We start from the raw sequence: 15,344 nt of genomic DNA, 5'->3' as shown, positions 1-15,344 counted from the left end.
GGTGCCCCAGAGCAAGCAACGCCGCTACCGCCCGACAGACCGCCTGTTGCAGTTTCTCGAGGGGCTGTGATTATGCACGGCCAGGAGAGCCGGTACGATCGGTGACGGCTGCGAGGTTCACGGATCCGGACCCGTCGCGCGGCGTGGTGTGCACTGCGGTTCGTATCGGCACTTACGCCGCGCACTTCAATTCCCACAACGACAAACCTTGCATAATCCCGAGGCGCCCATAATACGTGAATTCGACCACCACGCCGGCCAGTTCGGTTTGCCACGGGGCAAGGAACGCCAGGCCTCACACGAAGGAGGACAAGCACTCTCGAAACCCAGACACTTATCCCCAACCGGTCCTGCTTCAGACCGGTCTCCACCACGGCTCAAAACTCGATCGGCGCGGTAGCTCAAAATTCAGTCGGCGCGGACAAGCTGAGGCTTTGAGGAGCCTTTTTTGCGGCCAGCGATATCGGAATGATCGCTCGGTTTACAAAACCTGGTCGACCGAGCCGGAGTAACTTGCCCAAACAGCGAGTAGTTGCTAACGCAGCGGCGACGTAAGAAGCCGGCTATCGCATATCACGCCCGCTTTGCGCCGCAGTCTCTCTGAAAATCGACTGAATCTTTTCTCTTAGCCATCGGTGGCCAGCATCGTAGCGGCTGCGTTCATGCCAGTACATTGCATAGTCCAAGGCTGGTACGGAGACCGGCAATTCGTGCACGGTAAGGCGTAGACCTCTGGCGGCTTCCTCTGCGACGTGTTTCGGAACCGTTCCGATCAGGTCCGTGTGGGCCACCACCGAAGGGATCGCGAGGAAGCTTGGCTCCCAGATCGCGATCCGCCGCGCCAAGCCATGCCTTGCGACAGCCGCGTCGACCGCGTCGGCATACATCTTACCGTCCCGCATCAGAGCCTGAACATGTGGCAGTCCGACAAAGGATTCAAGCGACATTCCCTCAGCAAGGGCAGGGTGCCCTTCTCTAGCAATGCACACCAGCGGCTCCTCGAAGAGCCGGATCCGCACAAGGCTGGCTGGAGGCTCGGCGAGGTAACCAATGGCAAGGTCGAGTGCGCCGGTCGCCAACGAAGGCTCAATAAGCTTTGGATCCGGTGCGTTGAAAGCGATCTGGACGCGAGGCGCCTCAGAGTTCAATACGGCCATCAAAGGCGGCAGCAGCATCCATTCAACGAAGTCCGTTCCGATGAGCGTGAATGTTCTTCTGCTCGTTTCCGGTTCAAATTCGGAGGGCAATGCCATCATCTCCGAAACCAGTCTCATGACTTCGTCAAGCCGATCAAGCAGCGTTTCAGCGCGAGACGTCAGCGCCAGTCCCCTTGGAGATCGAACGAGAAGCTGGTCTCCAAGCAACGCGCGTAAGCGTGCCAACGACGCACTCATGGCCGGTTGACTGATGCCAAGCTTTTCGGCCGCACGAGTCACGTGCCGCTCGGTCAACAACGCGCGGAGACAGACCAACAGGTTGAGATCCAAACCATTGTAATCCATAGGGCCTCCCGATCTGGGCTTCAAAACATCCATCAATCAATATAGCTGACAACCGATAAAGTAACGCCCCCAGCCGCCGCGTGCAGAGGTCATCATTCACGACGTCGATGCCGATCATCAATCCCACATTATTGCCGTGCCTCGACTACAGGCCGTAGCATATTCCTCGATTGGCAATTACTTAAACCGGAGACGGATATGATTCCAGTTGTTAGGATTTGGACACCAGATGAAATGAGGGTGCGAATCGCCAAATTTAGCGAACTGAAAGGCTCACTTGGCGGATTCCCAGACAGCTATCCGCCTGGATGTGAGCGTGAAATCATGAACGTCATCGGGTTTCAGCCACAAGAGTCAGATCAACGGTACGTGTCGCCCATGGGCGCGGACGCGTCAAAAAAAGCGGCGATTCCGATCTCGGAAGATTTCAATCTGGGTTTGGCACGTTGCAAACCTGGCTGCGGTCCCCTCATGCACAACCACGATACGAATGAAACGTTCACTCCGATAACGGGGCGTTGGCGTTGTGGATGGAACGAAGGCGAAGCATACGAATGTGTCGAGGTTGGGCCATACGACGTCGTTTCCTTTCCGCCTGGGTTAGCACGCAATTTTGTAGACCTGACGAACGATGAGCCGGACCAGCAATACCTGTTGCTCTTCATAGTTGCAGGCAATGCTCCGAAGGCCGAGTTCACTCCAGGCGCAAGCAATTATCGACAAAGCCAACGGCGTTTCGTCCATAGGCCAATAACAATCTTCAGGAACGTCTCGACATAGACCTTGAGGTGGTGACTGAGCTACATCAGTGCCCTGGGACTCCGGGTGCCGTAGTCTCCAATATCGAAGAGCGGGCGCCTCCGATGGCGCTCGTTTTGGTGACATCAAGGAAATCTCGAGCCGCGCCACTCTCTACTATTTCCGGATACGCCGATTGAACAGCTTATCTCCACAGGTCCGCGAACTTGACCCTGAGTTCGGCATTGGCATAAACGAACATGGTGACCTGGTTCGACTTGACAAGGATGTCGCCCGATCGGTACTCGAACACTAAGGATTGACAATGACAACCGAAACGCTCAGCAATAAGCAGTCCGATACTCCGCTTCGGCGGTTCCAGGATCAATATCCAGCGAGAAAGGTTGAGACCGAGGGTGGAACCTGGTCCTTTCGTGACACAGATCCTGGCAGCAAACGGACGCCCATCGTCATGCTTCCGGGTGCCGGCGGAACAGGTGACGTGTTCTACCGAGCCGTCGAGGGTATTCGAACGTCGCGACGCGTGGTCACCGTTGCCTATCCTGCTCTGCCCGACGTCGAAGCGCTCACGTCCGGACTGGGGGCGGCGTTATCCCATATGGGCATTGGCGAACTGGATGTTTGCGGTAGTTCTGTGGGCGGCTATCTCGCGCAGCTTTTCGTACATAAGACACCCGAGCGGGTTCGGCGCTGCATGGTCTGCAACAGCTTCCTCAACGGCACCTTTCTACGGAGCAAGATACCGTACGACGAGCTCCTCAATACTCCTGCGTCGAAGCATTTGCAGAACACGCTGAGGCAGTTGGGAGGACTGCGCGAGGAAACGATCGAGGAGGCGGACTTCAAGAGAACCATGCTCGCCCTCGTGGGACGCGAGCAGACAGCGGAGATGGCCAAGGCTACCCTGCTGGCCGCGTTGGGAGCAACCCAAGTCGGACTGATGCCATTGCTCCCGTCACACGTTGCCATTCTTGACACCGAAGACGATCCTGTCGTCGACGAATCGACCCGCGTCAGTGTTCGCGAACGTTACGACGGCAGCCCGCAGTATCGGTTGCGCACTGGAGGACATTATCCGGCCTTGCTTAATCCAACGGCTTTCACGCAGGCGCTACGAGCACATTTCGCAGAAGAACGCCCGTAATGTGAGGCTGCGAGTTCGGAAGCCTCCTTTTCACGACGGATGGCAGCACTGAGCGCTGCCTATTTGCGGAGGCCATCAGAGACACGTACTCCTCGAACCGCTTCGCAGAGTTTTCCATCGCTCTCATCTGGGATGCGTCCACTATAAGAAAGGACTTACCGTCGCCAATGGCAGTTACCTGCTGCCCCATTCCCGGTTCATTGGCGTGAGTCTGCCGGCGAATTGGACCACTGTGGATATCGTGAACCTCAAGAACAACCGACTGGCCGTGCACCAGGCGTCATGCAAGGCGAGGCAGCAAAGGAAGTATCCGCAAGTGGCGCACCCATGTTCGACGGCGCGCTCCGCTCTTGATGAATTGCCTCTGGCAATCGTCGTGCGGCGTCCGTCGCGCAAGACAGCCTATGTATGACGGGCGAACGAGCCTCTCTATGTGCACGACTGTCATCCAGCCGGCGAGATCATGTAGCCCCATGGTGGCAACATCTATGCACGTTGAGCTGCCAACCAACCGGCGCACGAACTCGCACCGACCCGATCAAAATCACTCAGCCTAGTTTCTGACCTTGAACGTCTTCCGCGCGATTCGAGAGAAATCGGTTTCCTCGCGGACGCACAAGGCTGAAGAGACGATAGCTATTCTAGATGGAGCCGAAGCAATGAATGCTGCGATTGATAAGCCGTTAGCCCCGAAAGAGGAGGGTAGCCTTTTGGTTCTATTGACACTGGCAATCGGTTTCGTGATGGCGATGATCGATGTAACCGCAGTCAACGTCGCTCTGCCCGACATCTCTCGCAATCTATCGGTCCCATTGACTGGCTTGGTGTGGGTGATCGATGGTTACACCCTAACCTTCGCCGCTCTGCTGCTGGCTGGAGGCGCTCTGGCTGACCGCTTCGGACCAAAAGGTGTCTATCAGGCGGGGCTGACGGTCTTTTTGGTAAGTTCAGCTTTATGCGGAACCGCGCCGAGTGGCCATGTTCTTATCAGCGCACGATTGCTACAGGGTGTTGGTGCGGCGATGTTCATGCCGAGTTCGCTCAGCTTACTCACCCATACGTTTGAGGATGAACGAACGCGTGTAAAAATGTTTGCTATCTGGTCAGCTATGGTCGGTGTGTCAACGGCTGTCGGGCCGCTGATCGGCGGTGTGCTGATTCATCAATTCGGCTGGCGAAGCGTATTCTTGATCAACTTGCCGATTGGCGTGCTCGGTGTCGCAATGACTCAACTCTTAATCCCTGCCACGCCCAGGCACGAACGTCCGCTCTCGCTGATCAGCCACGGGCTCGGCGTGCTCATCCTGGGCGCTTTGAGTTTCTTCCTGATCGAAGGGCCGAACCTTGGCTGGCTTTCTGTGCCCGAGATATTCGCTGCGGTTATCACCGTTTTGACAACGATAGCGCTTATGCAGCAGGAACGTAAGGGTGCCCATCCTCTGCTGCCGCGCGCATTGTTCGTGACCTCCAGCTTTACCGCAATCAATATCGTTGGCTTTCTTTTCAACTTTGGCATGTTCGGGTTGATCTTCCTGGTGAGCCTGTATCTACAGCAGGAGCGCGGGGCGGACGCTTTGAAGGCTGGCATCCAGCTCCTGCCCATGATGGTCGGAATTACAGTGGGAAACCTTTGCTCTGCCCGCTGTTCAGGTCGTTTCGGAATGCAAAAGGTTATGCTCGCTTGCTCAGGGGCCGCAGCGCTAATGACACTGATAGTGACGGTTGCTCAACTGTACATGCCGTATCCGCTGCTGATGCTGTGCGTGACTATCATGTCACTGTTTGTCGCTGTTGCTATACCGGCCATGACTACTCTGGCGATGCAGATTGCCGGACGCGCCTATGCGAGCAGCGCCGCAGCGGCTCTCAACGCAAACCGTCAAATCGGCGGTTTGGTGGGAGTGGCACTGATGGGGATCATTCTCCACACGGTGCAGGACTGGACCGTTCGGTTGTCGCTGGCGTTTGCGACTTTCACACTGGCTTTTGGTACGGTCAGTTTTCTAGTCTACCGCTTTGTTAGCATGTCCAAACCCACTTTGTTCGATGGAGGGTGATCGAATTTCTCAGATCTCGTATCGCGGAATCCTTTCTTGCTCCAGGTTTCTGGGGCAGTTCATGGAGTCACACATGAGTAATCGACGCGAAGTGCCCGGTATCCGGGAGTATGACCAGCCAGCTGGTGGTTGGGGAGCGCTCAAAGCGACATCGCAAGCCATCCGGCTGCAAATGGAGACCATCAAGGCTCCATTCACGTTGCTGCGGACCAATCAGCCTGACGGTTTTGACTGCCCCGGGTGCGCATGGCCCGACAAGGAGCACAAGTCCACCTTCCAGTTTTGCGAAAACGGTGCCAAAGCGGTCACCTGGGAAGCAACGACCAAGCGGGTGCGCCCAGAGTTCTTCGCGGCCAACACGGTGTCGTCGCTGCTGGAACGATCGGATTTCGAACTGGAGGATATGGGACGGCTCACGCATCCGCTGGTCTATGACCGTGCAACGGACACGTTCCGGGCCGTCGAATGGGAGGAGGCGTTCGGCAGGATCGGTGAAATCCTGCGCGGATTGCCGCCCGACCAGGTCGACTTCTATACGTCCGGCCGGGCCTCGAACGAGGCCGCATACCTCTATCAGCTGTTCGCACGGGAATTTGGCACGAACAATTTCCCCGATTGCTCGAACATGTGCCACGAACCGACCAGCGTCGGCTTGCCACAGTCGATCGGTATCGGCAAGGGCACCGTGTCGCTCGACGACTTCGAGAAGACCGACCTGATCATCTCGATCGGCCACAACCCGGGCACCAACCACCCACGGATGATGGGCACGCTGTGGGAAGCTTCGCGTCGCGGCGTCCCGATCATTGTGTTCAATCCGCTTCGCGAACGCGCGCTGGAACGCTTCCAGGATCCGCAGTCCATGCTACAGATGGCGACGTTCGGCTCCACTCGCATCGCGTCAACCTATCATCAGGTGCGAGCTGGCGGCGACGCGGCCGCGCTCAAGGGCATTATCAAGGCGGTACTCGCACTTGACGCCGAGCGCGGTGACGTGCTCGACAGCGAGTTCATCGACACCTACACGGAAGGCTTTGATGCACTCGTCGCGGATATCGAGGCCACTTCCTGGCAAGACATCGAAGCGGAAAGCGGCCTGACCCGCGAGGAGCTCGAGGACGTCGCCAACGCGTACGCGCAAGCGAAGTCGACGATCATCACTTACGGAATGGGCATCACGCAGCATAACAAGGGCACCGCGAACGTGCGCCTGATCTGCGACCTGCTGCTGATGCGCGGCAACATGGGCCGCGAAGGCGGCGGTATCTGCCCGCTGCGCGGCCACTCGAACGTGCAAGGCAACCGCACGGTCGGCATCACCGAGAAACCTTCGGCGGAATTTCTCGCGAAGATCGAGGAGGTATTCGGCTTCAAGCCACCCGCGGAGCATGGCCGCGACGCAGTCGCGACCATGGAGGCGATGATTGCGGGCAAGTCGAAGGCGCTGCTGTGCCTTGGGGGCAACTTCGCGGTCGCGCTGCCGGATTCGGACCAATGCTTTCCGGCGATGAAGGCGCTCGATCTGAGTGTGCATCTCGGCACCAAGCTCAACCGCTCGCACCTGCTGGTCGCCAAGGAAACGTACATTCTGCCGGTGATTGGCCGCACCGAACTCGACGTGCAGAATGGCATGGGTCAGTCGATCACCGTCGAGGATTCGATGTCGATGGTCCATGCGTCGGCCGGCAAGCTCACACCCGCGTCCGAGTTCCTGCGCTCCGAGCCCGCAATTGTGGCCGGCATCGCCAATGCGACGCTCCCGGACAGCAAGGTCAACTGGATGGAGCTGGTCGCCGATTACGACAAGATCCGCGACCTGATCGAAAAGACGATTCCGGGCTTCGAGAACTACAACGCACGCATCCGCGTGCCGGGCGGCTTCCGCATGCCGCTGCCGCCCACCGAGCGCGTTTTCCCGACGCCGACCGGCAAGGCGATGTTCTCGGTGTACCACGGTGTGAAGGAAGACGCGGACGTGGATGGCGAGGACGTACTGCGCCTCGTGACGCTGCGCAGCCACGACCAGTACAACACGACTATCTATGCACTGGACGATCGTTACCGAGGTGTGTTCGGCCGGCGTGACGTGCTGTTCATGAACGAGGCCGATCTTGCCGCATGCGGACTCGAACATGGGGATCTGCTGGTCGACATCGAGACGGCCGTGCCCTTGTCCGGCCGGCAACTTCGCCTGGAGAAGATCACGGCGATCGCCTACGACATCGCGCCAGGTTCGGTGGGCGCTTATTACCCGGAAGCAAACGTTCTGGTGCCGCTCGACTACATTGACAAGGAAAGCGGCACGCCGTCCTACAAGTCCACGCCAGTTCGTGTGGTCCGCTCAGTGGCGGCCTGATTTTGGCAGAGAGTGCTGGTCTGTAGGCTGGGCGCGTGCGTCCACCTTACAGACCCACAAGAGGTCGGGAACGAACACGAAAGTGTTCTATTTGGTGGGGTCAGGCGCTGAGTTGGAGGGTTGCGTCGTTGGCGGTAAAGCCGGGGTATCACCGTTCGAAGTCCTGGCGAAGACGGCCGTCGATGACACGGATTCGCACCTGAAGCAGAAGGTGTGCACTCTCCGGCGACCAACGCATTTGCTGCGACTTCGACGTGCACAATCAATGGAATCAAAGGCTTATCGTTCGCGCGTAAACGGCGTCTTGATTACCGTTTCGCGGGAAGAACCTTATCCTTTCCCATTAAGGGCGTTGCCGGCAGCTGACGTACATTTTCGTTCGAATCCCGAAGGCACCCTGGTACGAGAGTCGATTCAGGCCATGGCGCCATTCGTGGAATGCCTCTTGACGATAAGCTGGCCACGTATCTGAACAAACACCATGGAGTCGGCACAGAAAGCTTCGAGAAATTGTCCAGTCTGATGCAGCGTGGTGTGGAGGAGGGCTGGGCTGCCTACGTGGAGATCGAAGGGGCCGAATACCGGCGCGGCCGTATTTCGGAACCCGGCTTTGACACAGCCGGCATGAGTGTCGAGAGCGGCCTGTTGCGCGACGTAAAAGGACAGTACCACTGCCACACGACTGGGGAGATTGACATGGTCATTCCATTCGAGTCCGGTGCGAATTTTTGCGGTGCTGGCGCCGGGTGGGTGGTCTATCCGCCGCTCAGTGAGCACTTTCCAACAGTGCAAGGGAGGGCGTTGATGTTGTTCTTTCTTCCCGACGGCAAGATTGAATACAAAGCGCCCCCTCCATCACTGCTTGGCCAGTGAATTTAACTTAATACGGATTAACGAATTTTCGTTCGGAGTCGAGAATATTTTTCATTGCCTCATACTTTCTGGTAGGTCGACGCTCAGAGGTCTAACGATGAGCGTCTCGCGGCCATCAAGCCTACTTTGCCGACTACAAGTTTTTTTATCGAGCGTTCGGCTCCCAACGGAACGACGTGCGCTCGCGTCACCAACGAGTCAATCGAACAGATCATGTATAGAACGTGTGCCTGAAATTGCTATATCGAAACGTGCCAGTGCTCGCAGGAGTCGACGAATATCGGTAGGAGCGGCACGGGTACCCCCCACGGACACACGTCATCTGATCCTGTCCGCTATACACAGCCGGAACCCGAACACCACCCGCTGCTCGATCAGTTAAGCCTCAAATTGCCTGCGCAGCCACCACCGAAAATCACCGACCGGGCATCGCCAATCTCCTCTACGCAAGTCTGCGCGAGAATTACGAATAGTGAAAGTTGGGCTAACGCCAGGCCTTCGTGAATTCGCCGATCACGCGCGCGAGATGCGCCTGCATCGCCGAGCGCGCAGCGGCCGCGTCGCGCGCCACGATGGCCGAAAAGATCCGCTGATGGTCTTCCTGTGAAGCCGCCCGCAACGCGGGCGTATGGAAGTGTTCTTCAATCTTTTTCCACAACGGGTCGGCGCGGGAGTTGTCCCACATCGCGGTCACCACGAGCCGGAGTACTTCGTTTCCCGTCGCCCGCGCAATCGCCAGATGGAACTCGCGGTCAGCGGCCTCGTTCGCGGCCTTGTCATCCATGTTTTCGCGCATTGCGCGCAATGCAGCGAAAAGCAGGTCGAGGTCCGAATCCTTGCGTTCGGTTGCGGCGAGCGCCGCGATTCCGCTTTCGATCACAGCCCGCGCACGCAAAGTCTCGATCGGGCCTGGCCCACGCGGGAGTTCGAATGTGACCGAGCGCGCCTCGGGTGCTTCGGCCACATAGATGCCCGACCCTACACGCACCTCGACGACGCCCTGCATTTCCAACGCGATGATCGCCTCCCGCACCAGCGTGCGGCTTACGCCGAAACGTTCGGCGAGCGTGCGCTCGGAAGGCAGGCGGGCACGAGGCCCGACGCGGCCAGCCGCGATCAGGTCGTAGATCTGTTTCGCCAGCCCGACATAGGTACGGTCGGCCGCGTCCGCATCGGCGGCTCGGCCGGTTGGCGTGTGCGAAAGATCGGACATCCAGGATTCTCGAAATCGTTGAAGCCGCCCGGCGGCGGCTGAAGTTCGCCGGAATGGTACACCAATTTCGTGTAACGCCGCGCCTGCCCGCCGCAGGTCTATTTTCGCCCATCCAGCAAAGAAGTGGCGTGGTTTAAGCCCGATCGCGCAGTGCACTTTTCGCACTGGTAAACCACTATCGCGGGCGGATTGGTATGCCAGTACTGTCAGACGGGGAGGCGCCTGCGTATGCCCTCGGTCTCGTTTCTGAGGGAGCCTTTGAAGTGGCCATGCCGCTAGTTCGGCGAGTCCCATTCAGTCCCGCTGTAGCACATTCGTAAGATTCCCTGCGTTACGCACACCGTGTCGGTATTTCATGACAAGCGATGTGCGCGGGCAACCGGTGAGTTCAATCCATCAAATAGGAGACAACATGCTTTCAGGAATCCAAGTGCTTCGAGCGGCGGCGACCGCGGCATTGACGCTGTGTGCGAGCGGGGCTTTCGCGCAGGCATCGATCGTTTCCGGACCGCCCAGCGATCCCACGTGCATGGTCCCATGGAAGAGCGACACGAAATTCGTCAAGTATCCGAAGAAGAGCGGGCCCTACCGGATCGCGCTCGTGAACGGCTATATCGCGAACACCTGGCGGATCCAGATGATCAAGACGGCGAAGGCCTATACGGCGCAACCGGCCGTCGCCGCCAAGCTCAAGGAATTCAAGGTCGTCTCGACCGGCGAGGACGTACCGGCGCAGATTTCGGCCGTCAACAACTTCATCGATGCCGGTTATGACGCGATCATCGTCGACGCGCAGAATCCCGCCTCATTCGGACCCGCGATCCGCCGCGCGAAGAAAGCCGGCGTCGTGCTGGTCGCGTTCGACAACACGCTCGACAGCGAAGACGCGATCAACGTCGACGTCGACCAGTACGGGCTCGGCGTGTTGTGGGCCAACTGGCTCGCGAGCCACCTGCCGAACGGAGGCAAGGCGCTCGAGGTCCGCGGGGTGGCGGGCACGTCGGTCGACACTGACCGGCACAACGGTTTCCAGAACACGTTGAACGCGACCGGCAAGAAGTGGAACATTGTCCAGGTCTATGGCAAGTGGGACGACGGAGTCGCGCAGAAGGCCGTCGCCGATGCGATTGCCGTGCAGGGCCATTTCGATGGAGTGTCGGCGCAGGGCGGTGACACGGGTGTCGTGCGCGCGATGCTCGACGCGAAACATCCTTTCGTGCCGTTCGGCGGCGAAACGGAGAACGGCTTTCGCAAGTTCTGTGCGCAATATGGGAGCCAAGGCTTGAAGTGCACGTCGGCGGGCAGCGGTCCCGCGCAAGTGGCGGTGGCGATCAAGACGGCGCTTGCTGCGCTGGACGGCCAGACGATCCCGGTCGCGATCAAGCTGCCGCTCGACGTCACCGACGATGCGAAGCTTAAGGCGGGCGTCAACTATTTCCCGAACGAGTCCGACAACTTCTTCGTCGGCAACTCGTTTCCGACTTGCGGCATCAATTTCTCCGCGCAGGAAATCATGACGCAGAGCCAGGGCAACCAGTGATCGGGTAATGGCCGGCGACGTGACGGGAGACCAAGCATGCGGCAGGACAACGAGCAGTCGTTCTTTCAGATGTCTGGCGTGTCCAAGAGCTACGGGGGTGCCGTCGCGCTGGATCAAGCGGATCTGGCAGTGCGCAGGGGACGCATCCACGCGATCCTCGGCGAGAACGGCGCGGGGAAGTCCACGCTGCTGAAGGTGATGTCCGGCGTGGTGCAGCCGGACGAAGGAACGATGCACCTCGATGGTCTTCAAGTCGCGTTCGCGTCGCCTGCCGAGGCGAACGCGGCCGGCATCGTCTGCGTGTATCAGGAGCTGTCGCTGATCCCAGACTTGAGCGTGGCGGACAACATCTTCGCTTCGAACCCGCCGCGACGCTTCGGCATGATCGACCGCCGGGCCCAGCGCCGGCAGGCCGAGGCGGCGCTCGCCAGAGCGGGCGCGGCCGACATCAATCCGCTCGCGAAAGTCCGCGATCTGCCGCTGTCGCGCCAGCAGATGGTTGAGCTTGCAAAGGGGCTTGCGCGCGAGCCGCGCATCCTGATTCTCGACGAGGCCACGTCGGCGCTGACCGCGGCCGACGTGGCGCGCGTCATTGAGGTGCTCAAACGCCTGCGCGAAGAGGGGCTCGCACTGCTCTTCATCTCACACCGGATGCACGAGGTGAAGGCGCTCGCGGACGAATGCACGGTCTACCGCAACGGTCGTCATGTGATGAGCTTCGAGGCGGGCACGCGCTCCGACAATGAGGTAGTCGAAATGATGATTGGCCGCAAGTACCAGCACGCCTTTCCGGATAAGCCCGAGCGCCGCCTCGCCGCTGAACCGGTTCTCGCCTGTCGCGATCTCGCTTGGAACGACACGCTGCAGGGCGTCAGCTTTTCGTTGAAGCCCGGTGAAATCCTCGGGCTGGGCGGCCTCGACGGGCAAGGCCAGCGCGAACTGCTGCTCGCGTTGTTCGGCGTGTTGCGCGGTTGCACGGGGAAGATCGAGGTCGACGGTAAGGTCGTGTCGATCGCGAGCCCCGTGATCGCGCGCGCCAACGAAATCGGTATGGCGCTGATTCCGGAAGATCGCAAGACCGAAGGCCTGATGCTGCCGATGTCGGTGCGCGAAAACCTGTCCTTCGCGGCTCTGGATCGCATGTCCACCGCAGGCGTGATCGATCGAGACCGTCAGCAGTCGTTCGTCGACCGGATGATGGGGCTCCTCGCAATCAAGTCGTTCGGCGTCGACGCGGCCGTGGGCTCGCTGTCGGGCGGCAACCAACAGAAGGTAGTGATCGCGAAGTGGCTGATCCGGCAGCCGAGAATCCTGCTCCTCAGCGACCCGACGCGCGGCATCGACGTCGGCACCAAGCAGGAGATCTACCAGTTGCTCAGGCGCCTTGCCGACGCAGGTGCCGCGATCGTTTTTTATTCCACCGACTATGACGAGCTCATCGGCTGCTGCGACCGCGTGCTCGTGCTGTACGAAGGCCGGATCAAGAAGGAACTGGCCGGGTCGGAGATCACCGAGCAAAACCTGATTGCAAGTGCACTGGATTTGCCCGTCGGACAGATCTCTCCTTCCCCGGGAGTCGCGCTATGAGCGGGCTGCGTTACTGGTATGCGGAAAATCGCGGGGCGGCGTTCGCCTTCGGCCTGTTCATGCTGATGTTCGCGATTTACCTCTTCAACTATCCGTCGACGTTGTCGGCGAACGTGTTTCAGACGGCAGCGAACAAGGCGGTACTGCTCGCGCTGGTATCGATGGGTCAGGCGCTCGTCGTGCTGACGGCGGGCATCGACCTGTCGATCGGCATGATGCTCGTGCTGACGAATTGCGTTGGATCGTGGATTGTGACGGGCGACGCGCTGCACAGCGCGCTCGGCATCGTTGGTGTGCTCGCGGCCGGCGCGCTGTGCGGTGCGCTCAACGGCATCATCATTATTTACGGCCGTCTGCAGCCGATCGTGACGACGATCGCAACGGCCGCCGTCTATTATGGCCTGGCGCTGCTGCTGCGACCGGTTCCCGGCGGATCGATCAACGAGGACCTCGCCGACGCATTGACCGGTAAAGTCGCCGGCGTCGTGCCGGCGAGCTTGCTTATTCTGCTCGCGGCTGTGGCGATCGTCTGGATTCCATTCAAACGTTCGGTGGTCGGGCGCGCGGCATACGCGACCGGCTCGTCCGAATCTGCGGCCTTTCTGTCCGGCATGCCGATCCGCCGCGCGAAGTTCGCGAGCTATACGCTGGCCGGCCTGCTCGCTGCGATCGGTGGCTTGTTTCTGACGTTCTTCACGGACACGGGAGAAGCGAGCCTAGGCAGCGCCAACTCATATACGCTGTTTTCGATCGCCGCCGTGGTGATCGGCGGCGTGTCACTGCTCGGCGGAAAGGGCAGCGCGATCGGTGCGATCTTCGGCGCATTCGCATTCCGTTCCATCGGCGACCTGCTGTTCGTGTTCAACGTCGATGCGCTGTGGCAGCCGCTGTTCCAGGGTGTGATCCTTCTGCTCGCTGTCGCGATCGGCGCGTGCGGGCTGTTCAGGGTGCGCAACCGTCTGGAGTGGTTCCAATGAGCGACGTTTCCGCAACCAGCCGGACCACGTTCTTGTCGAGGCTCACGCGCAAAATCGACCGGCCGATTGTTATTGCGTTCGCATGCATCGTCGCGCTGCTGCTCGTCGGCGGCATGTATTCGCGGAACTTCATGTCACCGGAATACATCCTGCTGCAGTTGAAGGTTGGCGCGTTCCTTGGCATCATCGCGACCGGCCTGATGATGGTAATACTGCTCGGCCACATCGACCTGTCGCTGCCGTGGACGATCACGGTCGGCGCGATGATGGCGTGCGCCGTCGCGGGGCACGGCGAACTCGGGGACATCCTCGCGATTCCTGTCGGGATCGGTTGCGGCGTGCTGATCGGCATCGTCAACGGTATCCTCGTCGCGCTCCTGCGCATTCCTTCGATGATCGCGACGCTCGCGACCAATGCGGTCGCGCAGGGCGTCATGATCGCCTATACGGGGGGATCGTCGCCGCAGGATTCCGCGCCACACGTGATGCGATGGCTCGCGGCGGGCTGGCTCGTACCGGGTGTGCCGAATGCCGTCGCGCTGTGGGTGCTGATCGGCGGCGCCACGATGTTCCTGCTGTCGCGCACGACCTTCGGCCGCACGCTGTACGCGATCGGCAACACCGAACGCGCGGCGTACCTTTCCGGCATCAATACGCGGCTCGTGACAGTGGCCGCTTTCGCCGTGTGCGGCGCGTTCGCAGCGTTCGGCGGCGTGCTGCTCGCAGGTTATGCGTCGAAAGCGGCGCAGTCGATGGGTGACGCTTACCTGTTGCCGGCGATCGCTGCGGTCGTGCTCGGCGGCACGTCGATTCTAGGCGGCCGGGGCTCGTACCTCGGCACAGTGGCCGGCGCGATCCTCATCACGCTCCTGCAGTCGATCCTCTCCGTCGCGCAGATGCCGGAGGCGGGGCGCCAGATCATCTACGGCGTGGTGATCGCAGCGATGCTGCTGCTGTATGGGCGCAGCAAGCGGGAAGTGTAGAAAAAGGCGGTTATTGTTTGCTGTTCGCGTCGCTGGCGAGGGCGAGTATTTTTTATCGACCAACGACCGCGCTTGTCAACGTTTAGAGCAGCGTCCTCGAGTGACGGCAACTAACCGAACGACGCCGTCGGAACCAGTAAAGTCCTGGCAGACGGTCGCGACTAGGGCGCTGAAGCAATCCGGCTAAACAGCGGTGTGACGACCAGCGGGCGATTGATGAGGATCGGATGTTCCAGCATCGCGTCGAGCAATTGCTCATCGTCAACTGATGTATCGCCTAGGCCTAGATCGGCGTAAGGCGTGCCTTTTTCACGCAGCGCAGCGCGTACCGTGAGACCGGCGCGGGCGATCAA

The 15,344-nt window shown here is 59.8% G+C and carries 12 protein-coding genes; 9 read left to right on the top strand and 3 right to left on the bottom strand.

Features of this window, described 5'->3' with window-relative positions:
- Positions 1 to 563 precede the first annotated feature (563 nt).
- Positions 564 to 1,502, bottom strand: a complete 939-nt coding sequence (locus tag AWB69_RS43360) for a LysR family transcriptional regulator (RefSeq protein ID WP_062092922.1) — start codon at positions 1,500 to 1,502, stop codon at positions 564 to 566.
- Between the two features lie 198 nt (positions 1,503 to 1,700).
- On the opposite strand from AWB69_RS43360, the gene AWB69_RS47365 reads away from it, so the two are divergent.
- The 5 genes from AWB69_RS47365 to AWB69_RS43340 all read left to right on the top strand — a co-directional run bounded on the left by AWB69_RS47365 (position 1,701) and on the right by AWB69_RS43340 (position 8,691).
- Positions 1,701 to 2,282: a cupin domain-containing protein gene (locus AWB69_RS47365; RefSeq protein ID WP_197500476.1), complete on the top strand. Its 582-nt coding sequence runs from the start codon at positions 1,701 to 1,703 to the stop codon at positions 2,280 to 2,282.
- A 283-nt stretch (positions 2,283 to 2,565) separates the two neighbouring features.
- The gene (locus AWB69_RS43355; protein ID WP_062092921.1) at positions 2,566 to 3,405 is read left to right on the top strand and encodes an alpha/beta fold hydrolase; all 840 of its coding nucleotides are present in this window, start codon (positions 2,566 to 2,568) and stop codon (positions 3,403 to 3,405) included.
- Positions 3,406 to 4,064: 659 nt separating this feature from the next.
- Complete coding sequence (locus AWB69_RS43350) at positions 4,065 to 5,462, top strand: MFS transporter (protein ID WP_062092920.1); 1,398 nt, start codon at positions 4,065 to 4,067, stop codon at positions 5,460 to 5,462.
- A gap of 73 nt (positions 5,463 to 5,535) precedes the next feature.
- Positions 5,536 to 7,818, top strand: coding sequence for an FdhF/YdeP family oxidoreductase (locus tag AWB69_RS43345; RefSeq protein WP_062092919.1), 2,283 nt, complete (start codon positions 5,536 to 5,538; stop codon positions 7,816 to 7,818).
- 438 nt (positions 7,819 to 8,256) lie between these two features.
- Positions 8,257 to 8,691 carry a 4-hydroxylaminobenzoate lyase gene (locus AWB69_RS43340; protein WP_063978051.1) on the top strand — a complete coding sequence of 145 codons (435 nt, stop codon included), beginning with the start codon at positions 8,257 to 8,259 and terminating at the stop codon, positions 8,689 to 8,691.
- A 484-nt stretch (positions 8,692 to 9,175) separates the two neighbouring features.
- On the opposite strand, the gene AWB69_RS43335 is transcribed toward AWB69_RS43340, so the two are convergent.
- Complete coding sequence (locus AWB69_RS43335) at positions 9,176 to 9,904, bottom strand: FadR/GntR family transcriptional regulator (protein WP_062092918.1); 729 nt, start codon at positions 9,902 to 9,904, stop codon at positions 9,176 to 9,178.
- Positions 9,905 to 10,316: 412 nt separating this feature from the next.
- Here AWB69_RS43335 and AWB69_RS43330 point away from each other — a divergent pair, with 412 nt between their 5' ends.
- The 4 genes from AWB69_RS43330 to AWB69_RS43315 are packed head-to-tail and all read left to right on the top strand — an operon-like array spanning position 10,317 to position 14,991.
- Positions 10,317 to 11,444, top strand: coding sequence for a sugar ABC transporter substrate-binding protein (locus AWB69_RS43330; RefSeq protein ID WP_062092917.1), 1,128 nt, complete (start codon positions 10,317 to 10,319; stop codon positions 11,442 to 11,444).
- 36 nt (positions 11,445 to 11,480) lie between these two features.
- A complete protein-coding gene (locus AWB69_RS43325; protein WP_062092916.1) occupies positions 11,481 to 13,031 on the top strand; it encodes a sugar ABC transporter ATP-binding protein in 1,551 nt (516 codons plus the stop codon).
- Complete coding sequence (locus AWB69_RS43320; protein ID WP_062092915.1) at positions 13,028 to 14,008, top strand: ABC transporter permease; 981 nt, start codon at positions 13,028 to 13,030, stop codon at positions 14,006 to 14,008. The genes AWB69_RS43325 and AWB69_RS43320 overlap by 4 nt, the downstream gene beginning before the upstream one ends.
- Positions 14,005 to 14,991: an ABC transporter permease gene (locus AWB69_RS43315; protein ID WP_062092914.1), complete on the top strand. Its 987-nt coding sequence runs from the start codon at positions 14,005 to 14,007 to the stop codon at positions 14,989 to 14,991. Before AWB69_RS43320 ends, AWB69_RS43315 begins: the two co-directional genes overlap by 4 nt.
- A 161-nt stretch (positions 14,992 to 15,152) precedes the next feature.
- On the opposite strand, the gene AWB69_RS43310 is transcribed toward AWB69_RS43315, so the two are convergent.
- On the bottom strand, positions 15,153 to 15,344 hold a 192-nt coding region (locus AWB69_RS43310), incomplete at its 5' end, for an ArsC/Spx/MgsR family protein (protein WP_331712722.1).

The organism is Caballeronia udeis, from assembly GCF_001544555.2.
Taxonomy (GTDB): Bacteria; Pseudomonadota; Gammaproteobacteria; order Burkholderiales; family Burkholderiaceae; genus Caballeronia; species Caballeronia udeis.
The sequence above is the reverse complement of the archived record's forward strand: the minus strand, read 5'-3'. Positions and strand labels throughout refer to the sequence as shown.

Bases quoted from the DNA above. Each gene is read 5' to 3' on its own strand.
- AWB69_RS43350 (WP_062092920.1), top strand. From the start codon at position 4,065: ATGAATGCTGCGATTGATAAGCCGTTAGCCCCGAAAGAGGAGGGTAGC.
- AWB69_RS43360 (WP_062092922.1), bottom strand. From the start codon at position 1,502: ATGGATTACAATGGTTTGGATCTCAACCTGTTGGTCTGTCTCCGCGCG.
- AWB69_RS43320 (WP_062092915.1), top strand. From the start codon at position 13,028: ATGAGCGGGCTGCGTTACTGGTATGCGGAAAATCGCGGGGCGGCGTTC.
- AWB69_RS43345 (WP_062092919.1), top strand. From the start codon at position 5,536: ATGAGTAATCGACGCGAAGTGCCCGGTATCCGGGAGTATGACCAGCCA.
- AWB69_RS43340 (WP_063978051.1), top strand. From the start codon at position 8,257: ATGCCTCTTGACGATAAGCTGGCCACGTATCTGAACAAACACCATGGA.
- AWB69_RS47365 (WP_197500476.1), top strand. From the start codon at position 1,701: ATGATTCCAGTTGTTAGGATTTGGACACCAGATGAAATGAGGGTGCGA.
- AWB69_RS43315 (WP_062092914.1), top strand. From the start codon at position 14,005: ATGAGCGACGTTTCCGCAACCAGCCGGACCACGTTCTTGTCGAGGCTC.
- AWB69_RS43325 (WP_062092916.1), top strand. From the start codon at position 11,481: ATGCGGCAGGACAACGAGCAGTCGTTCTTTCAGATGTCTGGCGTGTCC.
- AWB69_RS43335 (WP_062092918.1), bottom strand. From the start codon at position 9,904: ATGTCCGATCTTTCGCACACGCCAACCGGCCGAGCCGCCGATGCGGAC.
- AWB69_RS43355 (WP_062092921.1), top strand. From the start codon at position 2,566: ATGACAACCGAAACGCTCAGCAATAAGCAGTCCGATACTCCGCTTCGG.
- AWB69_RS43330 (WP_062092917.1), top strand. From the start codon at position 10,317: ATGCTTTCAGGAATCCAAGTGCTTCGAGCGGCGGCGACCGCGGCATTG.